Origin of the sequence: Roseibium sediminicola (assembly GCF_023156505.1) — a bacterium.
GTDB lineage: Bacteria > Pseudomonadota > Alphaproteobacteria > Rhizobiales > Stappiaceae > Roseibium > Roseibium sediminicola.
In genome coordinates this window covers 139,233-161,709 of record NZ_JALNMJ010000006.1, presented here as the reverse complement: position 1 = coordinate 161,709, position 22,477 = coordinate 139,233, and the positions used below count along the sequence as shown (strand labels likewise).

The window sequence follows — 22,477 nt, the reverse complement described above, 5'->3', positions numbered from 1 at the left end:
CCGCGCAAGACGGTTGATGCCTGACGCCACACATGCCGGCTATGCGCTGGGGGCCGTGGACACTTGGGAGATCCCGGCAACAGGGCTTATGCCGCCACCTTCCTGCCAACGACCTCGCGCCGGATCGTCACCTCCGCCTTTTCAAGTCGGCCTTCGACGCCGACCCAGGCCGGTTCGCCGATCAGCTTCTCGCAGGAGATACCGAGATCCGGAAAGCTCAGTCCCATGGAATGGGCGACCGCCACCCGGTCGCCGGGCTTCGGGTTGAGCCCGCTTGAGACGTCCCTGGTGCCCATTTTCAGGTGGTGCGCAATGTCCCATTCCAGCACCACGCCGTCATGGCGGGTCACGACCCAGCAATGCATGTCGTCGCAAGACCCGTTTTTCTCTTCCGGGAAGAAGTAGCCGGTGACATAGCCCGCCTCGTAACCCGCAGCGCGCAGGGACGCGATCAGGTAGGTGTTGATGTCGACGCAGGAGCCTTCCGTGAGGCCGCAGGCAAGATAAGGCACCTCTTCGCAGCCGTCGTTGAAGCGCACCTCCGGATGGGCATAGCGGAATTTTTCCGCTGCCGCGTTGACCAGTGCCTGGATTGCCGCATGGCCGTTCACCTGCGCATCGGCAATGTTGATCGCGTCGAACATCAGGTCCTGCGCCGCGCTGGTAAAGCGGTTCCGCCGCGGGTGGAACAGCGCGTCTGGATAGCCGGGGCCCTTGTCCCGGTAGGCGTAGCGGACAACCACGTCCTCTCCCGGTTCGGGCGTCACCAGGGCCGCAAACTGGCCGGTGGTTTCCTCGCCGGTCAGGGTGATGTCACCGCCCGTGACCTCGAACCCGACCGGCAACTGATGCGGCGTCGGCAGGCCGACCGGCACAAGCAGCTTGCCGGTGCGGCCTTCAAGCGGCGCGACGGAAACGGTCACATTGGTGCGCATCATATTCCTCACACGAACAGCTGGAAGATCAGGCCCGACAGCACGGCGCCCGCGAACCCAAGGCCAAGATAGGTGGCAAAGACCAGCGGCTTGACCAGTGACCAGACCGCGGCCATGGCCGGGATGGAGCTGACGGCACCGGCAATCATGAAGGCCATGGCCGCGCCCGCGCTCATGCCCTGGTCCATCAGTCCGGCGAGCAGCGGCGGCGCCACATAGCTGTTCAGATAGGCAGGCATGCCGACCAGGGCGGAAATCACGATGGAGCCAAGACCATCACCGCCGACAACGGTGGCGATCAGGTTGGCGGGGACATAGGTCACCAGCGCGGCTTCCAGCACATAGGCAAGCGCCAGCCACTTGATCAAAAAAAACGCGTTGGCCTTCAGCTCCGCGCCGAATTTCTGCTTGCGCTGGTCCTCGTGCCAGAAGCGCCACACCGGCCGGCCGGTCTTGGGCGACGCCCCGCAGCCGCAGCCCCCCGTCGCCGCACCCATTTTCACCGGATTGGCAAAGGCACCGCCGCGAAGCAGCACCGAAACCAGAAAGCCGCCGAAGAGGCCGAGCGCGACGGCGAACACCGCCTTGCCGATGGCAAAGGGCCAACCGAGCGCGCCGGCGGTGATCAGAAGCGTCGGTGGATCGATCAACGGCGAGGACAGCCAGAAGGCCATGATCGCCGAAAGCGGCGCCCCGACCGCCAGCAGCCCGGCGATGAACGGAATGACCTCGCAGGAGCAGAACGGCGCCAGTCCGCCGAACAGAGCCGCCAGCACGATCGCCTGGGTCTCACGTCCTTCGAAGGCCTTGCCCACATAGGCCTCGGCGCCGGACGCCTTCAGCCAGGCAATCAGCGCAACGGCAAAGGCGATATAGGGCAGCGTGCCGCCGAAGGCCTTGACGGCAAAGGTGACGAAAGCGACGAACTGCACCGGATCGAGCAGCAGCACCAGGAGCGGTCCGCCCACCACAATCGCCCAGGTCGAGAACAGATAGTCCTTGCCCGGGAAGTTTTGCCAGGACCATTTCGGCTTTGGCGCTGTACAGCAGGCAGTTTTCGGCGCGCAGCAGCTGCCACCGCTCGATGGATTGAGATCGTTCACGGTGTCAGTCATGGGAAAGCTCTTTCTCGGAAAGGGTCTTCGTTGACGTTGGCGCACAAACGGCCTCGTCGGCGCAGCATTCTTTCAGGATGTAGCCGGCGAGGCTCTCCAGATGATCGAAGGCGGCCCGGTTGAACACCGAACGGCCGTCCTTTTCCTGGATGACAAGGCCTGCGGAGGCGAGAAATTTCAGATGATGCGCCAGGGTTGAGGCGGCCATGCCGGTGCGCGACTGGATGTCTCCCACCGTCAGACCGCCCTGCCCCGCCTTCACCAGGGTCAGCACCACCTGCAGCCGGGCCTCCGAGCCAAGCGCTGCAAAACCTTGCGCCGCAATTTCCAGATCCATTCCGTGCCTCACACGATATAACTATATTTCTAGTTATATAGTTTTTTAAAGGCTGTCAATGTTTGATCATGGTCGGTTCTGCCGTCGGCAACGATGCACCCACGACACCGAAACCCTGTCCAGACCGTCGCCGCGACACGTTCGCGTGACATCGAATTGATACCGAAAATCGAGCACCTCAAGCGCAAAATCAAAAGTAATTCCTACTACTTAAAAGACCTTACCGGCATCTTGGCGTCAGATTAAATATGCGTCATCCGGCAGCCCCAATCTGACCTCAATTCGCAACTCATTTTGCCCGCGCCATCGCCGAAGAAAGCGAGGCGCCACGATCAAACGACCTTGTAAAACGAAAAGAGACAGACAATGAAAGTCGCGAAAGTTATTGCACTGAGCACCCTGCTTCTGACCCCCGGGCTGGCCTTCGCGGGCGATCTCTATGACCCATCCATCAAACACCAGCCGCTCGACGGTATCGTCAAGCTCTATGGCGCCGGCGGGCCACACACGGCCTTTCAGAAGGTTGCGGATGTCTGGCAGGAACGCACCGGCACCGAGGTAGAGATCGTCGCCGGTCCCGAAAGCCGCTGGTCGCGGGATGCCCAGGCGGATGCCGACATCATTTGGGGTACGTCCGAGCAATCCATGACGGCCTTCCTTCAGACCTACAAGACCTTTTCCTCCGATTTGGTCGAGCCGATCTACCTGCGCCCCGCCGTGATCGCGGTAAAGACAGGTAATCCGAAGAACATCAAGGGGTTCGACGATCTTCTACGCGAGGATATCAGGATCGTGGTGACCGAAGGCGCCGGCGTCTACAACACGTCCGGCACCGGCACCTGGGAAGATGTGGCCGGCAGGCTGGGGGAGCTTGAGGATGTGGCGGCCTTCCGTAAAAACATTGTCGACTTCTCCCTTGGCTCCGGCGCCAGCTTCCGCGCCTTCAAGGAAAAGGACGCCGATGCCTGGATCACCTGGCCCAATTGGCCTTTGACCCATCCGGACGACCTGGAGCTGGTCGAAATCGAGCCGGAACGCAAGATCTGGCGCGATATCAGCGTGGCGGTTGCCCCGAATGCCAGCCCGGAGGCCCGGGACTTCGTCAACTTCCTGATTTCGGAAGAAGGCCAGGAAATCATGGCGTCAGAGGGCTGGGTCCGGTGACGCCCCTTTTGGCAAAATGAATGATGGGACCGGTGCCTGGTTAGTCTCACCGGTCGCATTCCCGGAATCTGCGGCCGACCGTGCCCTCCTGGGAGCCACAAGCCATTCCCACAGGTCGGACCCAGTGCTTTCGCCAGCTAGTCACCCGAATCTGAAGTTCGTCTTACTTCCCGGCACACTCGGAACGAGCTTCAGATTCAAAAGGGTGACTAGCAAGCATATGTTTCTAGTGTGGTTTTCGAATTTGAAATTCGCATCGATGGTCGCTGCAACAATGAGGCGAATTTCAAATTCACCACACTAGCGCATGTCTCAGCTACGCAGACCGTCGCGTCACGTCGGGGTGCTGTTCACCGGACAGCTGCACACTCTCACCCGAGTGGGCCGAGCGCTGGATGGCGTCGATCACCTGCATGGAGCGCAGGCCTTCGCGTGCCGGAACGAGCGGGACCTCGTCTCCCCGGATAACACCGGCGAAGTGGCTGATCTGGCGGATCAACGGGTCGCCGCTCGGCTGCGGAAAGCGGCAGGCGCTGATCGGTTCCCACCAGCTGCGTTTGGCCGGATTGGACCAGAGTTTCATATTCGGCAGTTCCAGCGAGCCGTGTGTGCCGCCGATGAAGTAGCAGGACTCGCCCGTCGCCGGGTAGGCGGGGTTTTCAGCGGCCGCCAGTTCCCAGCTCCAGGGAGCGACGGCTGTGTCCGTCACGCTGACCGTTCCAAGGGCACCGTTTTCGAACCGAAGCAGGATGGCGCAGCTTTCCTCGACCGGGTTGCCGCGCACGATGCTGGAGGCCTGCGCCTGGACAGAGACCACCTCTCCCACGAGATGGCGCAACAGGTCGATGTCATGAATGAGATTGACCAGAATCGGACCGGCTCCAGGTTGCCGCCGCCACGCGACATCAAAATAGTCGTCGGGTTTCATCAGCCAGAACATGCCATGAACCGCGACGATGGTTCCAAGTGCGCCTTCGTCCAGTTTTGCCTTTGCCGCGGCAATGAGCGGATTGTGGCGGCGATGATGACCGACCAGCAACGGCACACCGGACGCGTCCGAGGCGTCTGCCAGCCGCTGCGCTCCGGCCAGGTCGGCGGCAAGCGGCTTTTCAACGAGTGCCGGAACCCCCGCTTCGATGCAGGCAAGCGCGTTTGCAACATGAAGCTGGTTGGGCGTGGCGAGGATGACGCCACCGGGCGTTTCCCTGTCGAACAAGGCTTCCAGATCGGGATACCAGGCGACACCCAGGTCATGGGCCAGATCTTGAGCCCCTGCGGCCGGATCGACGATGGCCGACAGGCACACGTCACCGACGGCATCGATCGCCTGGATGTGGCGTTTGCCGATGAGGCCGGCCCCGGCAACCGCAAGGGACACGGGTGCCGTCATACCGCCGTTCCCGCTACCGGCGACGAGACGCCAAGCACGTGTGCAACCCGCTGAAGCGCCAGGAGATAGCCTTGCGTGCCGAACCCCGCGATGACGCCGTCCGCCCGCAGCGAGACATAGGAATGGTGCCGGAAGCTCTCACGCCTGTGCACGTTGGATATGTGGACTTCGAAGACGGGACCGTCAAAGGCGTTCAAGGCATCCAGGATCGCGACGGAGGTATGCGTGTAGGCACCCGGATTGATGACGATGGCCGCACCGGTATCCCGTGCCTCATGGATCCAGTCTATGATCTGGCCCTCGGTATTCGATTGATGGAACCGGATTTCAATCCCCTGGCGGGCACATTGCTCCCGGCAGGCAGTCTCCACATCGCTCAAGGTCTCATGGCCATAGATGTCCGGCTGGCGCTTGCCCAGCAGGTTGAGGTTGGGTCCGTTCAGGACAAACACTGTCGAAGTCAAAACTCTGGATCCTTGAACTGGAAGGTTACATTGCGCCGGCTTTGCGGATAGGTATTGGTCGATAGGGCGTGTTTTTTTGAATTTCCTATATTCTTAAAAATATCCTATATTTTTGAAAACCGTCAAGAGCGAGATCAGGTTGGAGCGGAATGATCGAGGCAGCAGAGAGTGATACGGTCGGTGACAGCGCCTATCGGAACATCCGAAACGACATCGTTTTTGGTCAGCTGAAACCAAGCGAGCGGCTGCGGCTGGAACCCTTGCGCAAGCGCTACAATGTCAGCGTCACCACCCTGCGGGAAATCCTTAACCGATTGACATCAGACGGTTTTGTGGTGGCGGAAGGCCAAAAGGGTTTTGAGGTCGCCCCGGTTTCCGACGAAGACCTGAGGGAGATCGCCGAGCTCAGGATCCTGCTTGAAAGCCATGCGCTCAAGCGGTCCTTCGAAATGGGCGATCTCGACTGGGAAGCCGGCGTGGTCGCGGCCTATCACAAGCTGCACGTGCTTGAGAAAAAGATGCTGGCCGGTGAAACCAGTCTCCGCGAGAATTGGAAGAATGCCGACTGGCAGTTTCACCGCGCCCTGATTTCCGGATGCGGCTCCAGGGCGTTGCTTGAGACGCATGGAGCCGTTTTCGACAAATATCTTCGTTATCAGATGCTTACACTGACCTTTCGCGGTGAGGAAGCGGCAAAGGAGCACAAATTGCTGCACGATGCCGCCCTTGCGCATGACGCGGAAACGGCAGGGAAAGTGCTTGAAACCCATATCCTTGGCGGCGTTGAACACAGCATCGCCAACCGGGAGAAAAAGCAGGCATAACAAGATCAAAATTCAAAATAGCCTACAAAACTTAAAATGTATGTTGAAACGGACCTCCTCCTGTGTAATTGATTGCAGCGGAGTGGTCGTCTGCGATTTCGCCGGCCCGCCGCATATGGGAGGAACCACATGAGGAAATATCTGAACCGCCGCACCTTTGTTGCGACAGCAGCGGCCCTTGCAGTTTCTGCGTCAACGCTCGGCGGAACCGCCGCGAGCGCCGCCGACAAGATCAAATTGCGTCTGTCCGCACCGGCTTCGGCCACCGACCAGCGGGCGGTTGCCATGACCGAGGTCTTCGGCCCGGCCGTCGCGGACTTCGCCGAGTTCGAACCGCATTGGAACGCCACGCTGTTCAAGCAGGGCACCGAACTCGAGGCGATCGCGCGCGACAACCTGGAAATGTCGATCACGTCCGCGCAGGAACTGGCCGTCTTCTTTCCGGAATTTTCGATTTTCACCGCTGGTTACGTTCATCAGGATGCCGCCCACCAGGTGGCCGTTTTCAACAATGAGCTGATGGACGCCTTCAAGCAGAAGGTGGAAGACGAGCTCGGCGTCAAATTGCTGTCCGTAATGTATCTCGGCCGCCGTCAGGTGAACCTTCGCCAGAGCAAGGACGAGCTGACGGTCAAGACACCTGAAGACCTTGCCGGTGTGAATCTGCGCATGCCCGGCACGGATGCGTGGCAGTTTCTCGGCAAGGCGCTTGGCGCCAATCCGACGCCCATGGCATTCACCGAAGTCTATACCGCGTTGCAGACAGGTGCCGTCGACGGGCAGGACAACCCGCTGCCGACCGTGGTCGATGCCAAGTTCTATGAAGTCACGAACCAGATCATCCTGACGTCTCATCTGGTCGACCTCAACTACATCGCCCTGTCCAAGAAGGTCTGGGACAGCCTCACACCGGATCAGCAGGCTGCCGTCCAGAAAGCCGCGGACGACGCTGCGGAAGCGGGGCGGCAGGCCCAGCTGAAGAAGGAAGAGGATCTCGTGTCCTTCCTTCAGGAACAGGGCATGGAAATCTACGAGCCGGATGTCGCCGCGTTCCGCGACCGCGTTCAGGGCATGTATCTGGAGAGCGACTATGCGGCCAACTGGCCGGACGGGCTCCTGGAAAAGATCAACGCCCTCGGCAACTGATCCTGCAAAGCCGTCACGCGGCAACACGGGTTCCCACCCCTTCGCTTGATCAATCGAGCGGAACAGCTGCGTGACTTCCGGCCGGTGCGAGCCCGTCTACCGGCCGGAATTTTTCAGGGCGCATTCGCCTTGAGTTTACTCACCCAGACAGCAAACTGGCGCCAACAGACAACCGTTGGTCGGGAGGAGAGGCATGTCCCTGTTATCCAAGTGGGGAATGAAATGCGGCGAAGCCATAGCCGCCCTCATGCTGGGGGCCATGTTCCTGACTTTCCTGCTGCAGATCTTTTCGCGCTACGTGATGGCGCAGCCCTTTGGCTGGACACTCGAACTCTGCCTCGTGCTCTGGGTCTGGATCGTTTTTTTCGGCAATGCCTTCATCGTCCGCGAGCGTGACCATGTCAGCTTTGACATTCTCTATCTGGCGGTGCCCAAGGGGCCCCGGAAGGTCATGGCGATGGTGTCGGCGCTGGCCATTGCATCGGCACTTGCCTGGTCGTTTCTGCCGACCTGGGACTGGATCGATTTCCTGAAGATCAAGAAGAGCGCCACGCTGAAAATCCCCATGCGAACGATCTATTCTATATACGCGATCTTTCTTGCCGTGGTCGTGCTCCGGTATGCCTGGTCCTTCTTCCATGTGTTGCGGCATGGCGCCCCCGCCGACGCTCATGAAATTCATGTGGGGGAAGAAGGATGAGCCTGCAGCTGGCGCTTTGCCTTCTGACACTCTTTCTGCTGGCGGCCATCGGCACCCCCATTGCCTATGCCATTCTGGCCGGTTCGCTGGTGTATCTGGCCGTTGCCGGACAGGACCTGGCGCTGGCCGGAGAACAGATCCTCGCCGGACTTTACGAAAGCTTCGTGCTGCTCGCGGTGCCGCTTTTCATCGTTGCCGCGAATATCATGAACGCGGGCACCATCTCGGAACGGCTGCTGCAGTTCTGCGTCGCGACGGTCGGCCGGTTCCGGGGCGGCCTTGGCCATGTCAACGTGGTCGCGTCGCTGATCTTCTCGGGCATGTCCGGGTCAGCGGTCGCGGACGCCGCCGGCATCGGCAAGATCATCATCGACATGATGGTCAAGAGCGGTCACTACACACGAGGCTATGCAGCCGCCATCACTGCGGCTTCAGCGACGATCGGACCGATCATTCCGCCGTCCATTCCGATGGTCCTCTACGCGCTCGTTTCCAATCAGTCGATCGGTTACCTGTTCCTCGGCGGCATTGTGCCGGGCGTTCTGATGGGCGTGGTGATCATGGCCATGAACACCTTCATCTCCACCCGGCGCGGCTTCGCCCACGAGGACCCGGTGCCCTTGAGCGAGTTGCCGCAAAACACCGTCAACGCGTTTCCAGCCCTCCTGATGCCCGCCATCCTGCTTTACGGGATCTACGGCGGCGTCACGACACCGACGGAAGCCGCGGCCGTTGCAGCCGCCTACGCCCTGCTGCTGGCCGGTCTGTTTTACCGCGCGCTCAGCGTGGGCGCGCTTTACCGGATCCTCGTGGAAAGCGCCCGGTCCTCGGCCGCCGTCGGGCTCGTGATCGGCGGCGCGCTGATCCTCAACTATATCGTCGCTTCGGAAAACATTCCGAACCTTCTGGCGGGAACGCTTGTCGGTCTCGACGTGTCGCCGATCGTGTTCCTGCTCGGCGTGAACCTGATGCTGCTTGCGCTCGGCTGTGTTCTGGACGCGACCACGATCATTCTCGTGATCATCCCGCTGTTTCTGCCGACCTGCCGCGAGCTTGGCATCGACCTGATCCATTTCGGTGTCGTGGCCGTGGTCAATTGCATGATCGGCCTGATCACGCCGCCCTATGGCATCCTGCTCTTCGTCATCAACGCGGTCAGCAGGATCCCGCTCAAGGAGATCATTTCCGAAATCTGGGCGTTCCTGGCTGTCCTTGTCGCGGCGCTGCTCGTCCTGATCCTATTTCCCGGTCTCATTCTGTGGCTGCCTCGCCTCTTCGGGTATCCGGGATGATCGCAGACCTACAACCGCTCGGCACGCCGAAAACCATCCTCGCAGGCCTTGTCGGCAGCGGGATCGGTTTGTCGAGGACCCCCGCGATGCACGAGGCGGAAGGCGCCGCCAACGGCATCCGATACGTCTACCGGCTCTTCGACACCGACCGCATCGGCCGACGGGAGATCTCCATCGGCGACATGGTCAAATCGGCGGAAAACTGCGGCTTTTCCGGATTGAACGTCACCTATCCCTTCAAGCTGGAGGTGATGGAGCATCTCGACGGCTTGTCTGAAAACGCTCAAGCGGTCGGCGCCGTCAATACGGTGGTGTTCCGGGACGGCAAACGCATCGGGCACAACACCGACCTTTGGGGCTTTGCCGAAAGTTTCCGGCAGACCATGTCCGGCGCCGCCCTGGACCGGGCGCTTCTTGTCGGGGCGGGCGGCGCCGGTGTCGCCGTTGCCTTCGCGCTGATGGAGAACGGCGTCGGGCATCTCGCTGTTTACGACAAGGATCCCAGGAAGGCAGAAACCCTGGTTGACGCCGTCTGCCGTCAGAAAGGCGCTGCCTCGGCCTCCATCAGCACCGACATCGCGGCAACGTCCCGGGACATTGACGGTCTGGTCAATGCCACCCCGGTCGGCATGGAAAAGCTGCCCGGCCTGCCGTTCCCGCGTGAGCTGTTGCGCCCGTCCATGTGGGTCGCGGATGTCATCTATTTTCCGCTGGAAACCGAGCTCGTAAAGGCGGCAAAGGCTGCGGGCTGCCGGGTCATGGGTGGCGCGGGCATGGCGGTTTACCAGGCGGTCCGCGCCTTTGAGCTCTTCACCGGCCTCGCGGCCGACCCCAACCGCATGTCGGCCTGTTTCGCCAGACTTTGATAGCCCGACGGCCGAATACCGCCCCCTTTTGAACGAAGGATCGAGGCAATGAAAACCGCCATCGCCACCGTTTCCATCGCCGGAGATCTTGCCGAAAAGCTCGGCGCCATTGCCGCAGCCGGTTTCGACGGCGTGGAAATCTTCGAAAACGATTTCCTCGCCTTCGACCGCAGCCCAAAGGAGGTCGGCCAGCTGGTCCGGGACCACGGCCTGGAGATTTGCCTGTTCCAGCCCTTCCGCGATTTCGAAGGCATGCCCGAACCTCAGCGCAGCCGGACCTTCGAGCGGGCGAAGCGCAAGTTCGAACTGATGCGGGAGATGGGGGCGGATCTCCTCCTGATCTGCTCCAGTGTTTCGCCGATCGCGCTTGGCGGCATCGACCGGGCCGCGGCGGACCTCAATGAGCTCGGCGACCTTGCGGCCACCTTTGACATCCGCATCGGCTACGAGGCACTCGCCTGGGGACGTTTCGTCAACGACCATCGCGATGCCTGGGAAATCGTCAGGCGCGCCGACCATGCCCATGTCGGCCTGATCCTAGATTCCTTCCATACCCTGTCGCGCAAGACCGATCCGGACACGATCCGCGCCATTCCCGGCGACAAGATCTTCTTCGTGCAGCTGGCCGACGCACCGGCCTTCAACATGGACCTGCTCTACTGGAGCCGCCATTTCCGCAACATGCCCGGTGAAGGCGATCTTGACGTCACAGGCTTCATGCGCGCGGTGGCCGCCACCGGCTATGACGGTGTCTTGTCACTGGAAATCTTCAACGACCAGTTCCGCGGCGGCTCGCCTAAGTCGATTGCCGTCGACGGCTACCGCTCGCTGCTCTACCTGATGGACCAGGTGCGGCGGACGGAGCCCGGCATCCGCATTCCGGTGCCTGACATGCCCGACAGGGTTCCTGTCGGCGGCATCGAATTTGTCGAGTTCGCCGCCGACCGCAGAGAAGCCAGGGACCTGACGGCCATGCTCGCGACCCTGGGCTTCAAGCGCTCCGCCAGGCACGTTTCCAAGGAGGTCGAACTCTGGCGCCAGGGCGGCATCAACATCGTCATCAACACAGATCCGCGCGGCTTTGCGCACGCGTCCTACCTCTCCCACGGCACCAATGTCTGCGACATCGGCCTGAAGGTAGCCGATGCGGCGGCAACCGTTGCCCGCGCGGAAAGCCTCGGCGCCAAGACCTTCGAACAGCCGGTCGGCCCGGGTGAACTAAAGATCCCCGCAATCCGTGCCCTCGGCGGCAGCGTGCTGCATTTCATCGACGGCAGCAAAGACCTCTCGCGGGTCTGGGAAACCGAATTCACTTACCTGAACGACGATACGGCAACCAGAGCAGCCGGCCTCACCCGCATCGACCACATTGCCGAGACCATGAACTACGACGAGATGCTGACCTGGCTGCTGTTCTACCGGTCGATCTTCGACACCGACAAGACCGCGATGGTCGATGTCATCGATCCGGCCGGACTGGTGCGCAGCCAGGCGATCGAGAACGCGGACGGCACCCTGCGCATCACCTTGAACGGTGCGGAAAACCGCAAGACGCTGGCCGGGCATTTCATCCAGGAAGGCTTCGGCTCCGGCGTGCAGCACATCGCCTTCGAAACGGCGGACATCTTTGAGACCGTGAAAGCCCTCAAGGCCAACGGCTTCAAGCCACTCGCCATCTCGCCGAATTACTACGACGATCTCGATGCCCGTTTCGGCCTGGAGGAGGATTTCCTGAATGCGCTGAAATCTGCTGGCATCCTCTATGACCGGGACGAGACCGGCGAGTATTTCCAGCTCTACAGCCCGACCTATGGCGAGGGCTTTTTCTTCGAGATTGTCGAGCGCCGCGGCGGCTACAAGGGCTATGGCGCCGCCAACGCCCAGTTCCGCATCGCCGCCCAGAAACGCCACTTCCGCGCCAAGGGCATGCCGGTGAGGTAGAAGCCGACTCCCCCAACCCAAAGCGTCATCCTGAAGAGGACCGCCAAGTCCATCACGAAGCCTGTACCCGCGAAAGCGGGTAGACCGGTGACACGTTCAGAACAAACCGCCCATCCTTCGAGACAGCGCTTGCGCGCTGCCTCAGGATGACGGACTAGCAGGTTGACCTGCCTTCAAAAGACCCCAACAAGGTCAGTGCACTCCACCTGCCTCACCCTGCCCGGCCCATCGCCCCCGCCACCAGCGCCTTCGCCGCCTCCCCGGCCGCGTCCGCATAGGCCGCGTCCCGGTGCACCAGGATGGTGGAGAACGTCCCATCCAGCAGCAGCACCATATGGCGCGCCAGAGCCTCGGGCCGGTCCAGCCCTGCGACCTCGAACTCCGCCGCCATCCAGTCCTCGAACTTCTTCTTGTGCGCGGCCCCCACCGTCATCGCCGGGTGTCCGGGCATGTTCGCGAGTTCCGCCGCCGTGCGCAGGAACCCGCAGCCTTTCCATTTCGGGTGGCGCGCGGCTTTGGCGATGTTCTGAAAGATCGCTTCGACCTTCTCCGGCAACCCGCCATCGGCTGCCTCGAACCACTTGCGGAACTGGGTCAGGTTGGGCTGGTCGCGTGAAGCCAGATAGGCTTCGATCAGGTCGTCCTTGCTCTTGAAATGATAGTAGACGGTCTTCTTGGTGATGCCCGCCTTTTCGGCGATCACGTCCAGGCTGACTGCCCGGATGCCCTCCGCGTAGAACAGCTTGTTTGCCGTTGTCAGGATGCGCTCTTTCGCGCTGCTTGCTCGTACCGTCATCCGAAAAGTATACTCACCAGTGAATATATTTCAACCGGCTCTGCGCCTAGCCTGTCTTGGTCAAATTGAAACGGGAGACACCCATGACCGAGACCGTGCTCTTGGACCGCCAGGGCCCGATTGCCCTTCTGACCCTCAACCGCCCGGAAAGGCTGAACGCCCTCAACTACGCCACCAACGACCTTCTGATGCAGCATCTGGACGCGCTGGAACTGGACGACAGCATCCGGGCCATTGTCATCACAGGAGCCGGGCCACGGGCCTTTTCCGCCGGCGGCGACATCCATGAATTTGCCCAAAGCATTACTCAAGGGGTCGACATCGCCGTCCGCGATTTCTGCCGCCGGGGCCAAACGATGACCGCCCGGCTGGAAACCTATTCCAAACCGGTCATCGCCGCGGTCAACGGGCTTGCCTATGGCGGCGGCTGCGAGATCACCGAGGCCGTGCATCTGGCGGTCGCCGCCGACACGGCGCTGTTCGCCAAGCCGGAAATCAACCTCGGCATCCCGCCGACCTTTGGTGGCACCCAGCGTCTTCCCCGCCTGGCCGGACGCAAACGTGCGCTCGAACTGCTTCTCACCGGCGATCCGTTTTCCGCCGACCGCGCCAATGAACTGGGGCTAGTGAACAAGGTGGTGGCACCGGACAAGGTTCTGGAGACGGCGTTCGACCTTGCCCAACGCATCCTGCGCCACTCCCCGCTTGCCGCTGCCCGCATTCTCAACGCCGTCACCCGGGGCCTGAATACGACCATTGCCGAAGGTCTTCAGATCGAGCAGGAGCAATTCGCCCGCATGGCGGCAACGGCAGATGTCCATGAGGGCCTCAATGCCTGGATCGAGCGACGCATGCCGGAGTACCAGGGTGTGTGACACACCAAATGCTGCGCGCGATCCGGCAGGGCAATCGCGCGCAGCCCTGGGCTTCTTACTGACAACAGTCTGCGGACTCGGCAGCGCCACTTCCGCAGCATCCTGCCGAACTACCGAGCGCGGTCTTCATGTCGAGCGCGGGTTTGCAGTGTGCGCGCGTGTCACGCAACCCAATGACAATCCGCCCATCTGTCATTTCCGGGGTTTCAAGCCGGTAAAGCCTCTTTCCCCTGTTGTCATGGGCAAACTCGACCTGCAGCGGCACGTCTCCCAGCCCTGATACCTTGCCGATGCTCTGCCGCAGAATGCCCGCGAACTTTCCTGCCGGCATGTGCCCTTCTCCTGTCCCGTCCAGAAGCTGCAGTGTCGCCTCGCTCCAGGTGTTCATCCGTGCGCCGCAGTCAATCCCGGTCACGTGTGCCAGCTTCAACTCGGTGACATGGTAACCGTCGCCGATCTCGCCCTCAGGGGTCGCAAACACAAGTGGCACGTCCTCAGGCAGCGTATCCAGGGTTTCCAGAAGGGTGTTGCAGGTCATGTCGACTCCTTTCATTTCAAGGTTTGTTGAAATATAGTCGTGACACAGACCGAAACAAATTTCAAGAAAGTTTGAAATATGACTGAAGCCGATGCCCTTGCCGCGCTGTCGTCGATCTCGAGCGAAACCCGCCTGCGCATCCTGAAGACGCTTGTCGCGGCTGGGCCTGACGGCCTGACGGCCGGTGAAATCGCGGTGTTGGTCGGCGCCACCCCGTCGAGGGCCTCCTTCCACCTGGCCAACATGGCAGAGGCCGGATTGCTCACCTCAAGCCGGCAGTCGCGGCAGATCAGCTACCGGGTCGATTTTTCCGCCATGGGCGCGCTCATCCGCTATCTTCTGGAGGATTGCTGCAACAACAACGACACGGTGCGTGCCTGCTGCCAGCCGGCGGGCAAATGCTGACACCGGCGTTGCTTTCTGCGGTTGATTTTCCATCGCAGCAACGCTGCAGAGTCCTGTCAGAAAACTTTTACAAAAAATTTTCCCCATAAAAATCAGCCTCTTAACCGCCTGACCTCTTCCCCGCTTCGGGAACGTCCTGGACCAGCTGTTGTAATGACTCAGGCGTTTGTTAAGGTCCCGCCACCTTATGGCCGATGGGAGCGCCCTTCTGCCGAACCGGTCGATAGTGCATGTCGACCCGGTCTCTTCGCGGCCACCTTGAGCTGCTCCGGCGCGCCTCTTGCCACATGGTCCGGCACCCCGCCCTTCGCGCGAAGGGCTGTCTGAATTCCGTCCCGTGCACCGCTGCACATTGTCGCCGGACCTGAAACTGAACAGTTCCGAACCACACCGCCCAGACACGGACGGTGAATGAGCGCGTGCGCTCTGCGGCTCATCCCGAGCCAAATTAAACCGACCCAAAGGAGAATGAATCCATGCAGGCACAACAGTTGGCGACAAATGCCGAGTTGCAACTGGACGAGCAGGCGTATGGTCAGGATCCGATCGCGGACCGAGAAACCGACCTTTATCGCGGCGAGTACATCATGTCCTTCGTTGAAAAATGGGACGAGCTGATCGACTGGGATGCCCGGGCCGACAGCGAGGGCCAATTCTTCATGGACGTGCTGCGCGCCCGCGGCAAGGAAACCGTCCTCGATGTCGCCACAGGCACCGGCTTCCATTCCGTCCGCCTGACCAAGGCCGGTTTCAACGTCACCTCCGCGGACGGCTCTGCCGCCATGCTGGCAAAGGCCTTCGAGAACGGCCAGAAACGCGGCATGATCCTGAAGACCGTACAGGCCGACTGGCGCTGGCTCAACCGGGACATCCAGGGCAAATACGACGCCATCATCTGTCTCGGCAATTCCTTCACGCACCTGCATGACGAAAAGGACCGCCGCCGGGCACTGGCCGAATTCTATGCCGCCCTGAAGCATGACGGCATCCTGATCATCGACCAGCGCAATTACGATGCGATGCTCGACAACAAGGACTATTCCAACAAGCACAAGTATTACTATGCCGGCAAGAAGGTGACGGCCGAGCCGGACTATCTGGACGAGGGTCTCGCCCGGTTCAAATACAGCTTCCCGGACGGCGCCGAATTTACGCTCAACATGTGCCCCGTGCGCAAGAATTACATGCGACAGCTGCTCTCCGAGGCCGGCTTCGAGCGCGTACGCACCTATGGCGATTTCCAGGAAACCTTCGCCGAGACCGACCCTGACTTCTTCATCCACATTGCCGAAAAATCCAGCCTGCACCTGGTGCGCTGGGGCGGTGCGCAGCTCGAGGACGGCAAGCAGGACATCCGCGAAGTCGCCGAAACCTATTACGACAGCGACGACGCCGACACGTTTTACAGTGTCGTCTGGGGCGGGCAGGACCTGCATATCGGTCTCTATGACACCACCAGCAACATCCGCGAAGCCTCCGATCTGACCATCGACGAGATGGTCAAGATGCTGCCGAACCTCGATGAGAACGCCAAGGTGCTCGACATCGGCTCCGGCTATGGCGGCGCCATGCGCAAGGTGGTCAAAGAGACCGGTTGCGAGGCCGTCTGCCTGAACATTTCCGATGTCCAGAACGACACCAACCGGCACCGCAATGTCCAGCAGGGCTTCAAGGACAAGATCAGGGTCGTCCACGGTGTCTTTGAGGACATTCCGGAAAAGCCGGAAAGCTTCGAGATCGTCTGGAGCCAGGACGCGATCCTGCACTCCGACCAGCGTGACCAGGTCCTGAAGGAAGTCCACAGGGTGCTGAAGCCGGGCGGCTACTTCATCTTCACCGATCCGATGCAGGCCGACGATGCCGACCCGGAAGCGCTTCAGCCCGTCTATGACCGTCTGCAGCTCAACAGCCTGGGGTCTTTCCGCTTCTACCGCGAAGCGGCACAGGCGCTCGGATTCGAGATCAGCGAACAGCGCGACATGACCAACCAGCTCCGAAACCACTATTTCCGGGTGCGCGAGGAGCTTCTGGCCAATTACGACAAGCTGCGCGGTGAAGGTGCTTCGGCCGAATATCTCGACAAGATGACCGCGGGTCTCAAGAACTGGGTCGACAGCGCCGATGCCGGCCAGCTCGCCTGGGGCATCCAGATGTACCGCAAGCCTGAATGACATTTATGAAAATGGACGCTGTCCGCCACCTTGAACTGTGGCGGACAGCATCCGACATCTTCCAACAACCTGGCTATTTCCCAACAACAAGGAGTGCGCAATGACGCAGAAATCCTGGCTGTTCACCAGTGAATCCGTTTCCGAGGGCCATCCGGACAAGGTCTGCGACCGGATTTCCGACACCATCCTGGATGCCTTTCTGGCCGAAGAACCCAATGCTCGCGTGGCCTGCGAAACCCTGACCACGACCAATCACGTCACCGTCGCCGGTGAGGTGCGCGGCCCCAAGAAAGTCCTCGACAGCGTCGAGGATCTTGTGCGCGAAGCGGTCAAGGACATCGGCTATGAGCAGGATGGCTTCCACTGGAACACCATGGAAGTGGTCAACCGCCTGCACCAGCAGTCCGCCGATATTGCCATGGGCGTCGATGAGGGCGACAAGGGTGAGGAAGGCGCCGGCGACCAGGGCATCATGTTCGGCTACGCCTGCAACGAGACCGAGGAGCTGATGCCGGCGCCGATCCTGATGTCGCACAAGATCCTGCGCACAATGGCCGAGGCCCGCAAGTCCGGCAAGGAACCCAGGCTGCAGCCGGATTCCAAGAGCCAGGTCACGCTCCGCTACGAAAACGGCAAACCAACCGGCATCGACGCGGTTGTCGTTTCCACCCAGCACGGCGAAAATGTCAGCCAGGAAGAGGTCCGCGAAGCGGTGCTGCCCTTCATTCTGCATGCCCTGCCTGTCGGCTGGTCCATCCCGGAAAACCGGATCTACATCAACCCGACCGGCCGCTTCGTCATTGGCGGACCGGACGGCGATGCCGGCCTGACCGGTCGAAAGATCATCGTCGACACCTATGGCGGCGCAGCGCCTCATGGCGGCGGCGCCTTCTCCGGCAAGGATCCCACCAAGGTCGACCGATCGGCTGCCTATGTGTCGCGCTATCTTGCCAAGAACGTGGTCGCAGCCGGTCTCGCCGACAAATGCCTGATCCAGCTCGCTTACGCCATCGGCGTGCCGGAGCCGGTCGCGGTCTATGTCGACACCCACGGCACCGGCAAGGTGGATGAAGTCGCGCTCGCAAAGGCCTTGCGCGAGATGGTCCGCCTGACACCACGCGGCATCCGCGAGCAGCTCGGCCTGACCAAACCGATCTACGCCCGCACCGCCGCCTATGGCCATTTCGGCCGGGCCCCGGATGCCGATGGCGGCTTCGGCTGGGAAAAGACCGACATCGCCGACGCCCTTGCCCGCCATTTCGGCGCCCGCGCCGACGCAGCCGAGTAACGTTGAACACCAAACCCCGGCGCAGCGCCGGGGTTTTTCCGTTCAGAATCTCTCTATGTGCGGCCTGAGCTCAACCTCGTTGGTCCAGGCGCTGCGGTGCTGCTTGGCCATGGCCAGATAAGTCTCCGCGATCGCGTCCGGATGCAGGGTTTTCTCCGGGTCATCATGCGGCGCGCCGCGAGCCGGATTGTGGATCGCCCCGTCGATGACAAAATGAACCACATGGATGCCCTTGGGATGGAGTTCGCGGGCCAGTGACTGGCACAGGCCCCGCAAGGCGAACTTGCCCATGGCAAAAGGAGCCGATTGCGCAAAGCCCTTGATACCGGCCGAAGCACCGGTGAAGAGCATCGTGCCCTCGCCCTTCGGCTCCATGCGTTTTGCGGCCTCACGGGCCACCAGAAACGCGCCGAAGGCCGTTATTTCGAGTGCCGTCCGCACTGCGGCCGGATCCAGTTCGGCGATCGGTCCACGCACCCGCCCGCTCGGATTGTAGACGACCAGATCAGGAGCCGCCCCGGCTGCGTCAAGGCTTGAAAACAAGGCGGCGACACTCTCCGCGTTCGACGCATCGCAGGCATAGGCCTGTGCCCCGGTTTCCGCGCACAGCTCACCGAGCTTGTCCTTGTTCCTGGCAGCCAGTGCAATGGCATAACCTTCGCGCGCAAAGACACGCGCCAGCGAGGCGCTGAGCCCCGCGCCCGCACCGACGATAAGGGCGTTTTTCGACATGAAATGGCTCCCGGAGACGAGAAAAAAGGGTTTTTTCCCATATAGGGCCCGGTCAGCCGGAATTCATCCGCCGCGAACGACAGGCAGATGAAAAGCCTGTGAGGCGGAAAGCGTCAGGCCTCCTCCGGCACCTGTTCGCCCTCGCCTTCCTTCACCTGATCTATCCAATCCTGAAGGTTGTAATAGGTGGTGATGCGGGCGATATGGCCGTCACGAATTTCAAAGAAGCTGCCGGCGGGCAGCTTGTAGGTCTGCCCCTTGGCTTCCGGCAGTCCGGTATCCGTGTTGATGTAACTGCCATTGACGATGAATTCGGCCGCCGCGCGGGTGCCGTCTTCATTGACGAACAGCTCGATCTCGGTGAGCCGTTCCTTGTAGCAGCGGGTCATATGGACGTTGAAGGACCAGAACTTGTCCTTGCCGACCCGGCGCTCACCCTGATTGACGTCATGGACCAGATCGTCGGCGACCAGGCTTTCCATCTTTTTGGTGTCGCCCGCGTTGAAGGCCGCGAAATAGGTGTCGATCAGAAACCGGGACTGCTTGTTGGCCATGGGTCCTCTCTGCCGCAATCTGCAATTTGGCCGCGAGTGTGCCTGCGCGCCTGCCCCCGCGCAAGAGGGAGAGAGGATTGCGGTTTACGGATCTTCACCGAAACCTCTTCAAAACAAACAAAACCTATTGAACCGGGAAAGTCATGCCCTCAAACGCAAAGTTGCCATTCTGCAACATACTGTTACTCAAAAGCATCAATTTCACCCTGTCATGAAATTGTCAGTTGCCTGCGGGACCATTTTGACTGTATCACCCTTTCACCGGTCACCGAGCCGGCGCAGACATCAATGGTTCGGCCATTTTTTCGCCACCCGCATGTTCCAGCCCTGCTGCCTCATGTACGGATGCTGCACCGGAAGATCGGATACCAGCACTTGTAGCTCAGAGGGTAGAGCATCAGGCATGTTGCCTGAGGGTCACAGGTTCGACTCCTGTCTTGTGATTTTTGGATAGCCAAATTGGTAAAGGCGTCGGATTTAGGTTCCGTATTATGGGGGTTCGAGTCCCTCTCCAAAACCCGGCCTTGAAAACCGGACTGGCCTGATAAGCCAGCAGCTTTCCAAGCTGTTCCATTGCGGGTCCTGAAGAGAACTTGCAGATGCAGGTGGCGCTCTCTGCTCCGGCATGAAGCGGTGCCCGCGGACGCCGGGTGCCTCGCCTGGCCTTCGGCGAAGACTGCGCCGCGATCGTGCCGGAACCGCCTGTTTTCGAACGGGCGTGCCCCGCTTGTTCGCCGCCCGGCCCACTGGCCCAAGGCCCGTCGGGAGACTTTGTGCTCTCTTCAGGTCTCATTGCTTTTCATATTTCGCCCCGGCCGTTCCATGGGAGCAGCCGGATCCTTCACCCTCCAACCGACTTCAACCTCATGAAAGGACTCCAAGTGCCTTAGCACCGGAAGGAATATCGACATGACGACTTTTCTCGACAAGATCCGCGGCCGCACCCGCGTAGTGATTTCTGAAACCGAACGGGCCCTGCATATCTGCAAGGGCGAGCTTCGAGGCATTCTCGGACCGGGAGAACACAGCCTGAAAAACGGCCGTGGCACCCTGGTGGTCGAGCGTCACGCCCTGGCAGGCTCCGAGTTCCGGTCGACCTTCGAGAAGGCGTTGTTCGATAAGCTTCCGGAGGTCGCTGACGAGCACCTGACGGTGATCCGGACCCATCAGGGCGAAGTCGCCATTGTGGAACGGGACAACCGGATCCACACCGTGCTCGGCTCGGACCAGCGGCTTGTGCTGTGGACGGAGGCAGGTCCGTGGACCTTCACCACCGTCGACACGGAGGCCGAACCGGAGCTGCCGCAGAAGCTGATGCGCCGGCTGGGCGAGGCCCGGCAGACGCAGCAGTTTGTCATCGTGCCGGTGACGGAAGGCAGCGTTGCGTTGCTCTTCGCCGACGGCGTCCTGACCAAGGTGCTTGAGGCCGGCGTGCACGCCTTCTGGAAGGCAGGCCGGACCATCACTCAGAAGGTCATCGACCTGAAGCGGCAGGCGCTTGACGTCACCGGTCAGGAAGTCCTGACGCTCGACCGCGTCACCATCCGGATCAACCTTTCCGCGGACTACCGCGTGGTGGATCCGGTGAAGGCCGCGACTGAGGTGAAGGACTTCACCGACACGCTCTACCGGGCGCTGCAGCTTGTGTTCCGCAAGCAGCTCGGTGCGCTGAAGCTCGACCAGATCCTTGAAAAGAAGGGCGAGGTCAACGCGGACGCCGCCGAAAAGATCCGGGCCGACATGGCCCTGATCGGTGTCGAGGTCTCCGACATTGTCCTGAAGGATGTGATCCTGCCGGGCGAAATGCGTGAGATCCTCAACAAGGTGGTGACGGCGGAAAAGGAAGCCGAAGCCAACGTGATCCGGCGCCGGGAAGAAACGAACGCTACCCGTTCGCTTTTGAACACCGCCAAGGTCATGGCCGAAAACCCGGTCATGCTGCGGCTGAAGGAGCTGGAAGCGCTGGAAGCCATTGCCGGCAAGGTCGACAAGCTGACGGTCCACAACGGCACCGGCGGCCTGATGAACGACCTCGTCCGGCTGCGCGACGAAAGCACCGGGTGAAAAGGGACGGCGCGGGGACACCTGCGCCGTTTCCGATTACGGTCTAACAAACCCGGTGTTGGCCCAACCCTGCAGCGTCATCCTGAGGAGGACCGCCAGGTCCGTCTCGAAGGATCGGAAACTTGTTCCTGAGCGCGTTTCCCATCCTTCGAGACAGCGCTGACGCGCTTCCTCAGGATGACGAAGTGATTGGCGTACTGGATGGCAAAATCCTTTTTCGTCCCGCATACGCGGCGCGGCACAATATTTCGTCACGATTACCTTTGCACCTATTCAATTCAAGAAAAGACAATGAAAACAGACACAAAGATCTCCAAACGCCTCGCCCTCTGGCTGAGGCATCAACCGCAGGACGCCGGCCTGAGCCTGACGGAAGACGGCTGGGCCAAGACCCAGGACGTTTTGAACGCCCTCGAGCGCATCGGCCTGGGCAGCAGCCATGACCAGCTGCAGCGGGTTGTCGACACCAACGACAAGAAGCGCTTCGAGTTTTCCGAAGACGGCGACAGGATCCGTGCCCGCCAGGGCCATTCGGTCAAGATCGACCTCGGCCTGGAACCGCTCACGCCGCCGGACATCCTGTTCCACGGCACCGCCACTCGGTTCCTTCCGCCGATCCTGAACGACGGCCTCAAACCCATGAACCGCCACCACGTGCATTTGTCCGCCGACACGGTGACAGCGCTCAACGTCGGCACCCGCCATGGCAAACCGGCCATTCTCAAAGTGGCCGCCGGCCCCATGCACGCCGCCGGTCATGCCTTTTTCCAGACCGGGAACGGCGTCTGGCTGACGGAAGCTGTGCCGCCGACCTTTCTGGAGCTGGTGGAGGGGTGAACCGGGAGACTTGGGGAATTCCATTTCCCTCATTTCGCCATCC

Annotated in this window: 22 protein-coding genes and 1 tRNA gene; 14 read left to right on the top strand and 9 right to left on the bottom strand. The window is 61.0% G+C overall.

What is annotated here, in order from left to right; translation table 11 throughout:
- Window positions 1-86 precede the first annotated feature (86 nt).
- The 3 genes from M0H32_RS11010 to M0H32_RS11000 are packed head-to-tail and all read right to left on the bottom strand — an operon-like array spanning window position 87 to window position 2,387.
- Window positions 87-938, bottom strand: a complete 852-nt coding sequence (locus M0H32_RS11010) for a transglutaminase-like domain-containing protein (protein WP_248153841.1) — start codon at window positions 936-938, stop codon at window positions 87-89.
- A gap of 5 nt (window positions 939-943) precedes the next feature.
- On the bottom strand, window positions 944-2,050 hold the full coding sequence (locus M0H32_RS11005; RefSeq protein WP_248153839.1) for a permease: 1,107 nt from the start codon (window positions 2,048-2,050) through the stop codon (window positions 944-946).
- Window positions 2,043-2,387, bottom strand: coding sequence for an ArsR/SmtB family transcription factor (locus tag M0H32_RS11000; RefSeq protein ID WP_248153827.1), 345 nt, complete (start codon window positions 2,385-2,387; stop codon window positions 2,043-2,045). Before M0H32_RS11000 ends, M0H32_RS11005 begins: the two co-directional genes overlap by 8 nt.
- 366 nt (window positions 2,388-2,753) lie before the next feature.
- Between M0H32_RS11000 and M0H32_RS10995 the strand changes: the two genes are divergently transcribed.
- Window positions 2,754-3,551 (top strand): extracellular solute-binding protein, encoded by a 798-nt coding sequence (locus M0H32_RS10995; protein WP_248153826.1) that lies wholly within the window; start codon window positions 2,754-2,756, stop codon window positions 3,549-3,551.
- Between the two features lie 316 nt (window positions 3,552-3,867).
- On the opposite strand, the gene M0H32_RS10990 is transcribed toward M0H32_RS10995, so the two are convergent.
- Window positions 3,868-4,941: a Gfo/Idh/MocA family protein gene (locus M0H32_RS10990; protein WP_248153825.1), complete on the bottom strand. Its 1,074-nt coding sequence runs from the start codon at window positions 4,939-4,941 to the stop codon at window positions 3,868-3,870.
- Window positions 4,938-5,405, bottom strand: a complete 468-nt coding sequence (aroQ, locus tag M0H32_RS10985) for a type II 3-dehydroquinate dehydratase (RefSeq protein ID WP_248153821.1) — start codon at window positions 5,403-5,405, stop codon at window positions 4,938-4,940. Before aroQ ends, M0H32_RS10990 begins: the two co-directional genes overlap by 4 nt.
- A 149-nt stretch (window positions 5,406-5,554) precedes the next feature.
- Between aroQ and M0H32_RS10980 the strand changes: the two genes are divergently transcribed.
- The 6 genes from M0H32_RS10980 (at window position 5,555) to M0H32_RS10955 (ending at window position 12,174) form a co-directional block, all read left to right on the top strand.
- Window positions 5,555-6,229, top strand: a complete 675-nt coding sequence (locus M0H32_RS10980; RefSeq protein ID WP_248153817.1) for a GntR family transcriptional regulator — start codon at window positions 5,555-5,557, stop codon at window positions 6,227-6,229.
- Between the two features lie 129 nt (window positions 6,230-6,358).
- Complete coding sequence (locus M0H32_RS10975; RefSeq protein ID WP_248153815.1) at window positions 6,359-7,375, top strand: sialic acid TRAP transporter substrate-binding protein SiaP; 1,017 nt, start codon at window positions 6,359-6,361, stop codon at window positions 7,373-7,375.
- Window positions 7,376-7,568: 193 nt separating this feature from the next.
- Window positions 7,569-8,075 (top strand): TRAP transporter small permease, encoded by a 507-nt coding sequence (locus tag M0H32_RS10970; RefSeq protein ID WP_248153812.1) that lies wholly within the window; start codon window positions 7,569-7,571, stop codon window positions 8,073-8,075.
- Window positions 8,072-9,367: a TRAP transporter large permease gene (locus M0H32_RS10965; RefSeq protein WP_248153810.1), complete on the top strand. Its 1,296-nt coding sequence runs from the start codon at window positions 8,072-8,074 to the stop codon at window positions 9,365-9,367. Before M0H32_RS10970 ends, M0H32_RS10965 begins: the two co-directional genes overlap by 4 nt.
- Window positions 9,364-10,233, top strand: coding sequence for a shikimate dehydrogenase (locus M0H32_RS10960; protein WP_248153809.1), 870 nt, complete (start codon window positions 9,364-9,366; stop codon window positions 10,231-10,233). Before M0H32_RS10965 ends, M0H32_RS10960 begins: the two co-directional genes overlap by 4 nt.
- A 48-nt stretch (window positions 10,234-10,281) precedes the next feature.
- On the top strand, window positions 10,282-12,174 hold the full coding sequence (locus tag M0H32_RS10955) for a bifunctional sugar phosphate isomerase/epimerase/4-hydroxyphenylpyruvate dioxygenase family protein (protein ID WP_248153808.1): 1,893 nt from the start codon (window positions 10,282-10,284) through the stop codon (window positions 12,172-12,174).
- A 211-nt stretch (window positions 12,175-12,385) separates the two neighbouring features.
- Here the strand turns inward: M0H32_RS10955 and M0H32_RS10950 are convergent, their stop codons facing one another.
- Complete coding sequence (locus tag M0H32_RS10950) at window positions 12,386-12,970, bottom strand: TetR/AcrR family transcriptional regulator (protein ID WP_248153806.1); 585 nt, start codon at window positions 12,968-12,970, stop codon at window positions 12,386-12,388.
- Between the two features lie 83 nt (window positions 12,971-13,053).
- On the opposite strand from M0H32_RS10950, the gene M0H32_RS10945 reads away from it, so the two are divergent.
- Window positions 13,054-13,845 (top strand): crotonase/enoyl-CoA hydratase family protein, encoded by a 792-nt coding sequence (locus tag M0H32_RS10945; RefSeq protein ID WP_248153804.1) that lies wholly within the window; start codon window positions 13,054-13,056, stop codon window positions 13,843-13,845.
- Window positions 13,846-13,900: 55 nt separating this feature from the next.
- Here the strand turns inward: M0H32_RS10945 and M0H32_RS10940 are convergent, their stop codons facing one another.
- On the bottom strand, window positions 13,901-14,383 hold the full coding sequence (locus M0H32_RS10940; protein WP_248153802.1) for a DUF6428 family protein: 483 nt from the start codon (window positions 14,381-14,383) through the stop codon (window positions 13,901-13,903).
- A 78-nt stretch (window positions 14,384-14,461) separates the two neighbouring features.
- Here M0H32_RS10940 and M0H32_RS10935 point away from each other — a divergent pair, with 78 nt between their 5' ends.
- The 3 genes from M0H32_RS10935 to metK all read left to right on the top strand — a co-directional run bounded on the left by M0H32_RS10935 (window position 14,462) and on the right by metK (window position 18,247).
- Entirely contained in the window at window positions 14,462-14,788 is a 327-nt protein-coding gene (locus M0H32_RS10935) for an ArsR/SmtB family transcription factor (RefSeq protein WP_248153800.1), read from the top strand.
- Between the two features lie 476 nt (window positions 14,789-15,264).
- Complete coding sequence (locus M0H32_RS10930; RefSeq protein ID WP_248153798.1) at window positions 15,265-16,959, top strand: glycine/sarcosine N-methyltransferase; 1,695 nt, start codon at window positions 15,265-15,267, stop codon at window positions 16,957-16,959.
- A gap of 100 nt (window positions 16,960-17,059) precedes the next feature.
- A complete protein-coding gene (gene metK, locus M0H32_RS10925; protein WP_248153796.1) occupies window positions 17,060-18,247 on the top strand; it encodes a methionine adenosyltransferase in 1,188 nt (395 codons plus the stop codon).
- Between the two features lie 42 nt (window positions 18,248-18,289).
- On the opposite strand, the gene M0H32_RS10920 is transcribed toward metK, so the two are convergent.
- Together M0H32_RS10920 and M0H32_RS10915 are read right to left on the bottom strand one after the other, a co-directional pair.
- Window positions 18,290-18,979 carry an SDR family NAD(P)-dependent oxidoreductase gene (locus M0H32_RS10920; protein ID WP_248153794.1) on the bottom strand — a complete coding sequence of 230 codons (690 nt, stop codon included), beginning with the start codon at window positions 18,977-18,979 and terminating at the stop codon, window positions 18,290-18,292.
- A gap of 113 nt (window positions 18,980-19,092) precedes the next feature.
- On the bottom strand, window positions 19,093-19,533 hold the full coding sequence (locus tag M0H32_RS10915) for a ketosteroid isomerase-related protein (RefSeq protein ID WP_248153792.1): 441 nt from the start codon (window positions 19,531-19,533) through the stop codon (window positions 19,093-19,095).
- 444 nt (window positions 19,534-19,977) lie between these two features.
- On the opposite strand from M0H32_RS10915, the gene M0H32_RS10910 reads away from it, so the two are divergent.
- From M0H32_RS10910 to M0H32_RS10900, 3 genes are all read left to right on the top strand, one after another.
- A tRNA-Leu gene (locus M0H32_RS10910) sits at window positions 19,978-20,051 on the top strand.
- 391 nt (window positions 20,052-20,442) lie between these two features.
- Window positions 20,443-21,597, top strand: coding sequence for a slipin family protein (locus tag M0H32_RS10905; RefSeq protein WP_248153789.1), 1,155 nt, complete (start codon window positions 20,443-20,445; stop codon window positions 21,595-21,597).
- Window positions 21,598-21,888: 291 nt separating this feature from the next.
- Window positions 21,889-22,434: an RNA 2'-phosphotransferase gene (locus M0H32_RS10900; protein WP_248153787.1), complete on the top strand. Its 546-nt coding sequence runs from the start codon at window positions 21,889-21,891 to the stop codon at window positions 22,432-22,434.
- Window positions 22,435-22,477: the final 43 nt, after the last annotated feature.

What these genes read in the sequence shown, in the direction of transcription:
- M0H32_RS11010 (WP_248153841.1), bottom strand. Translation starts at nt 938, where the DNA reads ATGATGCGCACCAATGTGACCGTTTCCGTCGCGCCGCTTGAAGGCCGC.
- M0H32_RS11005 (WP_248153839.1), bottom strand. Translation starts at nt 2,050, where the DNA reads ATGACTGACACCGTGAACGATCTCAATCCATCGAGCGGTGGCAGCTGC.
- M0H32_RS11000 (WP_248153827.1), bottom strand. Translation starts at nt 2,387, where the DNA reads ATGGATCTGGAAATTGCGGCGCAAGGTTTTGCAGCGCTTGGCTCGGAG.
- M0H32_RS10995 (WP_248153826.1), top strand. Translation starts at nt 2,754, where the DNA reads ATGAAAGTCGCGAAAGTTATTGCACTGAGCACCCTGCTTCTGACCCCC.
- M0H32_RS10990 (WP_248153825.1), bottom strand. Translation starts at nt 4,941, where the DNA reads ATGACGGCACCCGTGTCCCTTGCGGTTGCCGGGGCCGGCCTCATCGGC.
- M0H32_RS10980 (WP_248153817.1), top strand. Translation starts at nt 5,555, where the DNA reads ATGATCGAGGCAGCAGAGAGTGATACGGTCGGTGACAGCGCCTATCGG.
- M0H32_RS10975 (WP_248153815.1), top strand. Translation starts at nt 6,359, where the DNA reads ATGAGGAAATATCTGAACCGCCGCACCTTTGTTGCGACAGCAGCGGCC.
- M0H32_RS10970 (WP_248153812.1), top strand. Translation starts at nt 7,569, where the DNA reads ATGTCCCTGTTATCCAAGTGGGGAATGAAATGCGGCGAAGCCATAGCC.
- M0H32_RS10965 (WP_248153810.1), top strand. Translation starts at nt 8,072, where the DNA reads ATGAGCCTGCAGCTGGCGCTTTGCCTTCTGACACTCTTTCTGCTGGCG.
- M0H32_RS10960 (WP_248153809.1), top strand. Translation starts at nt 9,364, where the DNA reads ATGATCGCAGACCTACAACCGCTCGGCACGCCGAAAACCATCCTCGCA.
- M0H32_RS10955 (WP_248153808.1), top strand. Translation starts at nt 10,282, where the DNA reads ATGAAAACCGCCATCGCCACCGTTTCCATCGCCGGAGATCTTGCCGAA.
- M0H32_RS10950 (WP_248153806.1), bottom strand. Translation starts at nt 12,970, where the DNA reads ATGACGGTACGAGCAAGCAGCGCGAAAGAGCGCATCCTGACAACGGCA.
- M0H32_RS10945 (WP_248153804.1), top strand. Translation starts at nt 13,054, where the DNA reads ATGACCGAGACCGTGCTCTTGGACCGCCAGGGCCCGATTGCCCTTCTG.
- M0H32_RS10940 (WP_248153802.1), bottom strand. Translation starts at nt 14,383, where the DNA reads ATGACCTGCAACACCCTTCTGGAAACCCTGGATACGCTGCCTGAGGAC.
- M0H32_RS10935 (WP_248153800.1), top strand. Translation starts at nt 14,462, where the DNA reads ATGACTGAAGCCGATGCCCTTGCCGCGCTGTCGTCGATCTCGAGCGAA.
- M0H32_RS10930 (WP_248153798.1), top strand. Translation starts at nt 15,265, where the DNA reads ATGCAGGCACAACAGTTGGCGACAAATGCCGAGTTGCAACTGGACGAG.
- metK (WP_248153796.1), top strand. Translation starts at nt 17,060, where the DNA reads ATGACGCAGAAATCCTGGCTGTTCACCAGTGAATCCGTTTCCGAGGGC.
- M0H32_RS10920 (WP_248153794.1), bottom strand. Translation starts at nt 18,979, where the DNA reads ATGTCGAAAAACGCCCTTATCGTCGGTGCGGGCGCGGGGCTCAGCGCC.
- M0H32_RS10915 (WP_248153792.1), bottom strand. Translation starts at nt 19,533, where the DNA reads ATGGCCAACAAGCAGTCCCGGTTTCTGATCGACACCTATTTCGCGGCC.
- M0H32_RS10905 (WP_248153789.1), top strand. Translation starts at nt 20,443, where the DNA reads ATGACGACTTTTCTCGACAAGATCCGCGGCCGCACCCGCGTAGTGATT.
- M0H32_RS10900 (WP_248153787.1), top strand. Translation starts at nt 21,889, where the DNA reads ATGAAAACAGACACAAAGATCTCCAAACGCCTCGCCCTCTGGCTGAGG.